At 35.3% G+C, this 5,703-nt stretch carries 3 protein-coding genes; 1 reads left to right on the top strand and 2 read right to left on the bottom strand.

The window, feature by feature from the left end:
* Positions 1-196: 196 nt before the first annotated feature.
* Both RBU60_RS13995 and RBU60_RS13990 read right to left on the bottom strand, forming a co-directional pair.
* Positions 197-1,591 (bottom strand): DUF5689 domain-containing protein, encoded by a 1,395-nt coding sequence (locus RBU60_RS13995; protein ID WP_308865684.1) that lies wholly within the window; start codon positions 1,589-1,591, stop codon positions 197-199.
* 11 nt (positions 1,592-1,602) lie between these two features.
* The gene (locus RBU60_RS13990) at positions 1,603-4,350 is read right to left on the bottom strand and encodes a carboxypeptidase-like regulatory domain-containing protein (RefSeq protein ID WP_308865683.1); all 2,748 of its coding nucleotides are present in this window, start codon (positions 4,348-4,350) and stop codon (positions 1,603-1,605) included.
* Positions 4,351-4,486: 136 nt separating this feature from the next.
* Between RBU60_RS13990 and RBU60_RS13985 the strand changes: the two genes are divergently transcribed.
* On the top strand, positions 4,487-5,563 hold the full coding sequence (locus tag RBU60_RS13985) for an endonuclease/exonuclease/phosphatase family protein (protein WP_308865682.1): 1,077 nt from the start codon (positions 4,487-4,489) through the stop codon (positions 5,561-5,563).
* The last annotated feature ends 140 nt before the right edge of the window (positions 5,564-5,703 follow it).

Here is a 5,703-nt window from a genome sequence, read left to right as displayed (position 1 = left end):
TATCAATAGATTTATATTTAATAGAAACATCAATAACATAAAAATCAGTATTATTTAAAATGCACAACGGGTTTAATTAACTGTTCTCAAACTATAAGTCAATTGAATTTAATAAGAACAAGAAGTCCGCTTCCAAACAGAAGCGGACTTTTTGTTGTGATGTATTTCGTGAATAATTATATAGAAGTTTAAACTTCTAGTTTTCAGTTATGCTAAGATTATCAATCTGGTAAGTAGTAGTTACGCTGCTTGAACCTCCAGCATATTCAAAACCTATGTAAACCACTTGTCCTGCGTATGCAGATAAGTCAATATCACCAGAGGGTAAGAAATTATCTGCATAACCGTCTGCATTTCCCGTAGAGTAATTAACACCTGTTAATTCTTCCCAAGTAGCTGCTTCAGGATCTCCAGTAAAGTCAGTAGAAACATATGTTTTTAAAGCTTCACCATTATAATAACCATCTTTGGTACCAAAAGATAAAGTAGCCGAAGATATAGTGGTTAAATCTACGCCTGGTGTTACCAACCAAACTTCATACGGATTTTCATCTGCATTGAAAGCAGAGGTTTGTGTATATTTATTACCATCAAAATCTCTAATGTCAAAAACTCTTTCTCCTCCGTTGATATTTACATTTACCCAACCATCAATATTAAGCGGCACTCCTACTCCCGCAGTTTCTGCCTGAAAATCTTCACTATAAGGAAGTGATACCGTTCCTGTAGTATCCACTGGTCCGTCACCATCTCCATCTTCTTCGCATCTTTCACCATCAAAATTTACATCGTTCTCATCCCTTAAAGTTAATTGGTAAGTCGTATTAAAAACACTCAAAACAGAAGTTAAAGAACCACTCCCTTCAGGCAAAACCATATTTTTAAAATCTGAAAAACCACTTATTCTCATAACAGTTGTTTCTCCTTCACAGTTTTCAATATCTCTATTTACGCTAAATGTATCGTCTACATTTCCAAAAGACTGCCCTAGAAGTCCCTCAGGAAATTGTACATCTTCAAACTGTACTAAGGTATTCAAGTATTGAGTAGAGATATCAGCAATAGAAATTACGGTAGGAATCATCTCTACTTTATCATTAGAGCGCAATATTCTCTCATAAAACTCATCTACTCCAATTCTCCCTACATCTGCACCTTCATCGGTTCCAATAGTAGGCAACCCTGCATACTGCCCAACGTAAAGACCGTCTACCCTAAAGTAGATTTTTCTTCCTACATCATAGGTTAAATACGTGTCTGTAGCTTCTGTAGAAATAGAAATCCCTGCGGCTGGGCTTTCTGGGCTATCTTGAATCACAATGGTCTTGTAAAAGTTACCAGACTTGTCACTAGAAACTACATAAGCTTCTAAATACAAAGCTTGGTCTGAATCATCTCCTGCTTCAATCTTCACTGAATTAAATCCTCCAAACATCTCTTTAACCGAAGATATCGTTGTATTTACATCTATGTTTGGCTCTTCATAAGTCACTTCTGGGGTATTAAAATCATCATCTTGCACACAAGATGTCACCACTAAACCTGCAAGAAACAGGAAACTAACTGTAAAAATTTTATTGATATTTTTCATAATTTTATTTTTTAAAATCTAACGTAAACATTTAAGTAATAAGTGGTTCCATACCCGTACCAGTACTTAGGTCCGAATACTCTTTTTTGATTCCCCACGTCTTCTGATATGGTTCTATAGTTCGCACTTCTACCCTGCTCAAAACCACCTGTTTTATATTCTTTATCTAAGACATTATTGATGGTAGCAAAGAAGCCTACAAAATACTCATTTATTTTCCAAGATTTCCCTCCTACTACATTCACTAACATGTAGCTATCAAATTTTTCTTGCTTCAACAACTCTCTAGCTACTGCAGGATCGTAATCATTAAATGGCGCTCCATCAAAATCTGTATAGAAATTCTTAGTTCTTGTGATGGGAGAAACATCTACATACGCATTAGAAAAGAAGTTGGAAGTTGCTCCAAACCACCAGTAATCAGGATCCCTATATTCAAAACCTATTTGATAAGCTTGTTGAGGACCTCCGGCAATTTTATAATCTTTAAGATACGACTTTCCGAAATTTAATTCTTGTTGGAAATCATCTGAAGTGAGGTATAAATCTGGATTATTGTCGTACACATACTGTCCGTAAGATGCCGCTCCTTTTAATTTAATCGTTGGCGTTACTTGAGCTTCAATTCCCAATTCTGCTCCTAGGTGTCTTTTGTCTACATTGGTTAGTACTTCTTGCACAAAAGCAGTAGTTACATTTCTACCTAAACCAGAAATCCCATCTGCATAGTAAAATGAAATTTCACTAGCGTCTTCCATTTTAGTGTAATATCCTGTAAGTCTAGCTTTCACCTTAGGAGATCTAAACACATAACTTAAATCTACATTTTTAACCGTCTCTTCTTCTAGCCCAATAACTGTACTGTTATTTTGCCTAGAGTTAGAGAACGAGTTTCTTAAGGTTGGTGCATCGGTAAAGTAAGCTGCGTTAAGCGTTACTAAGTGACGTCCTGTAATTTTATAAGTTGCGCCTGCTTTTATCCCGTAGGTAGTAAAATCTAGTTCTTCACTTTTGCCTAAAGAGTTGTTTTCAAAACTTCCGTTTCTATACAATCCGTTTCTTTGGTAGGTAGTTTTTTCTAAATTTGCGCCTACGTAAAAATCAACTTTACTATAGTTAAATTGAGCCTGAGCAAAACCATTATACACAGAGGCATCTAACTCATAGTTATATTTAAAGGTATCATCCTCGCCTAAAACTCGGTTAGGATTCTCTAAGTTGTTTTGAGCAGCATCTCCTTGATTAAAGGTATCAATATCTAAATACCCACTTCCTCCTAATAAATCTATCATATTCGCAAAGTTATGAGAGCTTAACCTCTTATAACCTAAGGATCCATTTAAGGTGATGTTATTGGTAATATCTGAAGTTAAAATGGTATTCACACTTAACTGCTTATCATCGTTACGATCTTCATATAAGTAGTATTTAGAATTTCCTCCACTAAAGATATTCGCTTCGTACATCGCATTCCAATCAATTTGTCCGTCATTTTGAAAAGATTGTGTAGCATGGTATGCTCCCGCATAGTCAGCTCCATTTGGATTTGCTAAAAAGTAACTCGGTAATTTTTGGTAATAGGTAGGATCTGGATTGGGAGCGTTATCATACCCCAATCTACTATTTCCTGTTTTACCAAATTGGTAAGCTACGTTGGTATTTAATTTTATTTTATCTGAAATATCCCAGTAATGGTTTAACATAATTACTGGCTCTTCAATCTCCTTAATTCTTGAATTTCTGATTTCTCCATCCTGCTTTCCCCAATACGAGTTATAGCTAATGTCTTTTAAGTCAAAAGCCTCCTGTGTATTAGGAGAAGACTTCCCTCTTCTATTAGGCGTATAAAAAGCAGTTAAATTTAAACTATGATTTTCATTGATTTTTTTCTCTACGGAAGCAAAAAATGAATTGGCATCATATAAAGAACCATCATTAAAACCTTCTTCTCCAAATCTTCTAGAAGCTAAAAAGCTATAAGCCCAACCTCCATCGGTAAGACCAGAGTGATAAGAAGCCATTACTCTTCCAGTATAACTTCTATTAGAAGAAGCGTAAGAGACACGCCCCCCTTTTTGATATTGAGAAGCTCTCATAATCACATTGGTAGTTCCTGCTAAGCCACCAAATGTATTTTCGCTGGCAGAAAGTCCCATCGTAAATACTTGGTTACGCATAACGTCGTTTAAGCCCCCCCAGTTACCCCATTGTGGTCTACCATTATACATTTTGTTCATTTCGATTCCGTTAATAAGAACTTTTCCGTATTGAGAATCATATCCTCTAGGCTTAAAGAAGGTAGCACTAAAGTCGTATGCCGCAGCATTTAAAAAAACATCCTTTGAGGCTTGCAGTAAACCAGACAAGTTATCGGCTGCACTTTCGTCACTACTCAACTCGTTATCAGATAGACTAATGGTATTGATTTGATAATTTTCTTCGTTAATGTCAACTTTTAAAGAGATGACCTCCAAATCTAAGGTTTTATTTTCATTCACAATTATAGGATACCGCTTAGAGATATACCCATCCTTGCTGAAAGTTACAATTTGCTCCCCCAGAGGAACTTCAAAAGCACTAAAGTTAAATTCACCAGAAGCGTTCGTCATTGCAGATAGGTTACTACGTTCAATAACAACCTCAACATCAGGCAGATTTTCATTAGTTGTCGCACCTACTACGCTCCCTACAATGTTCGTTTGAGAAAAAGAAATTGCAGAAAAAAGTAATAGAGCAAAAAGAATAAAACCCTTTTTCATTTCTAAAATATTGATTAATACTTAATTAAGATAAGAAAACATAATTTTCCAGTAACAAATGTACATTTTTTCTTAATAAAACCTAAATTTGTCAACTCTTTTGAGTGAGATTTGATGTTTAAATAATATAACCATTATGAATAAACTATTGTATTTAGCGGCCATTTTATTTATGGTAAGCTGTAGGTCAACCCAGCAAACAAGTCAGACTAGCAGCAAAGAAGAAAAAAACTTTAAAGTAAACACCATTGCTTTTTACAATCTAGAAAACCTCTTTGATGCAGAGAATGATAAAACCATCAAAGATGAGTACTCTCCTATTATGGAAATGAGTGAAGGTCTAAGGGAAGGGGTTTATCAGAAAAAATTAAAAAACATGACCTATGTGATTCCACAAATTGGAGCTGATGTTTCTAAAAATGCGCCTGCAGTAGTTGGAGTTTGCGAGGTCGAAAACAGAAAAGTGTTAGAAGACTTAGCCAACCAGAAAGATATGCTTCCTTATAATTACGGAATCATTCATAAAGATTCTCCAGATATAAGGGGAATTGATGTGGCTTTATTGTATCAAAAGGAATTATTTAAACCTACCCACACCAATTCTCATAAATTATTAATGTATTACAGTGACAACCCAGAGAAAAGGGTTTTAACAAGAGATCAATTGGTGGTTTCTGGTAAATTAGATGGTGATATGATTCACTTTATTGTGAACCACTGGCCTTCTAGAAGTGGTGGGGAAGCAAAAAGTAGATTTAAAAGAGAAAAAGCGGCTGCCCTTAATAAAAAGATTATAGACTCGTTGCAAGCTATAGATCCTTATGCAAAAATCATCACCATGGGAGATTTTAACGATGGCCCTTACAATACAAGTGTTAAAGAGGTGTTAGGCGCTAAAGCGGAAATGGAGGAAGTAGAATTAAAAGGCTTATATAATCCTATGGAAAATATGCAAAAGAAAGGTATAGGAACTATTGCTTATAGAGACAGTTGGGATTTATTTGACCAAATGATTATGACCAAACCTTTAATTGAAAAAGACTACTCTTCGTATCGTTTTTACAAAGCGGGGGTTTTTAACCCACAATTCTTAAGCACTCCTAGAGGAAAGTATAAAGGCTATCCTTATAGAAGTTTTTCTGATGGTGGTTTTTCTGGAGGGTATAGTGACCACTTTCCAGTATATGTACATTTAATTAAAGAAGTAAAATAGAGAGTTCTAGCAATTATAAATATTAAAAAACCCGCTATCATAGCGGGTTTTTTGTTTTCTATATATGTCCCGTCCTAAAATAGCGATACACAAAAACCGGGTGTATATGAAAACATCAGAAAAGAGTGGGTACCAGAAGA

This window comes from Mesonia profundi, assembly GCF_031085155.1.
Classification (GTDB): Bacteria; Bacteroidota; Bacteroidia; order Flavobacteriales; family Flavobacteriaceae; genus Mesonia; species Mesonia profundi.
Note: the sequence above shows the minus strand (reverse complement) of the source record. Positions and strands in the feature narration are given on the sequence as shown.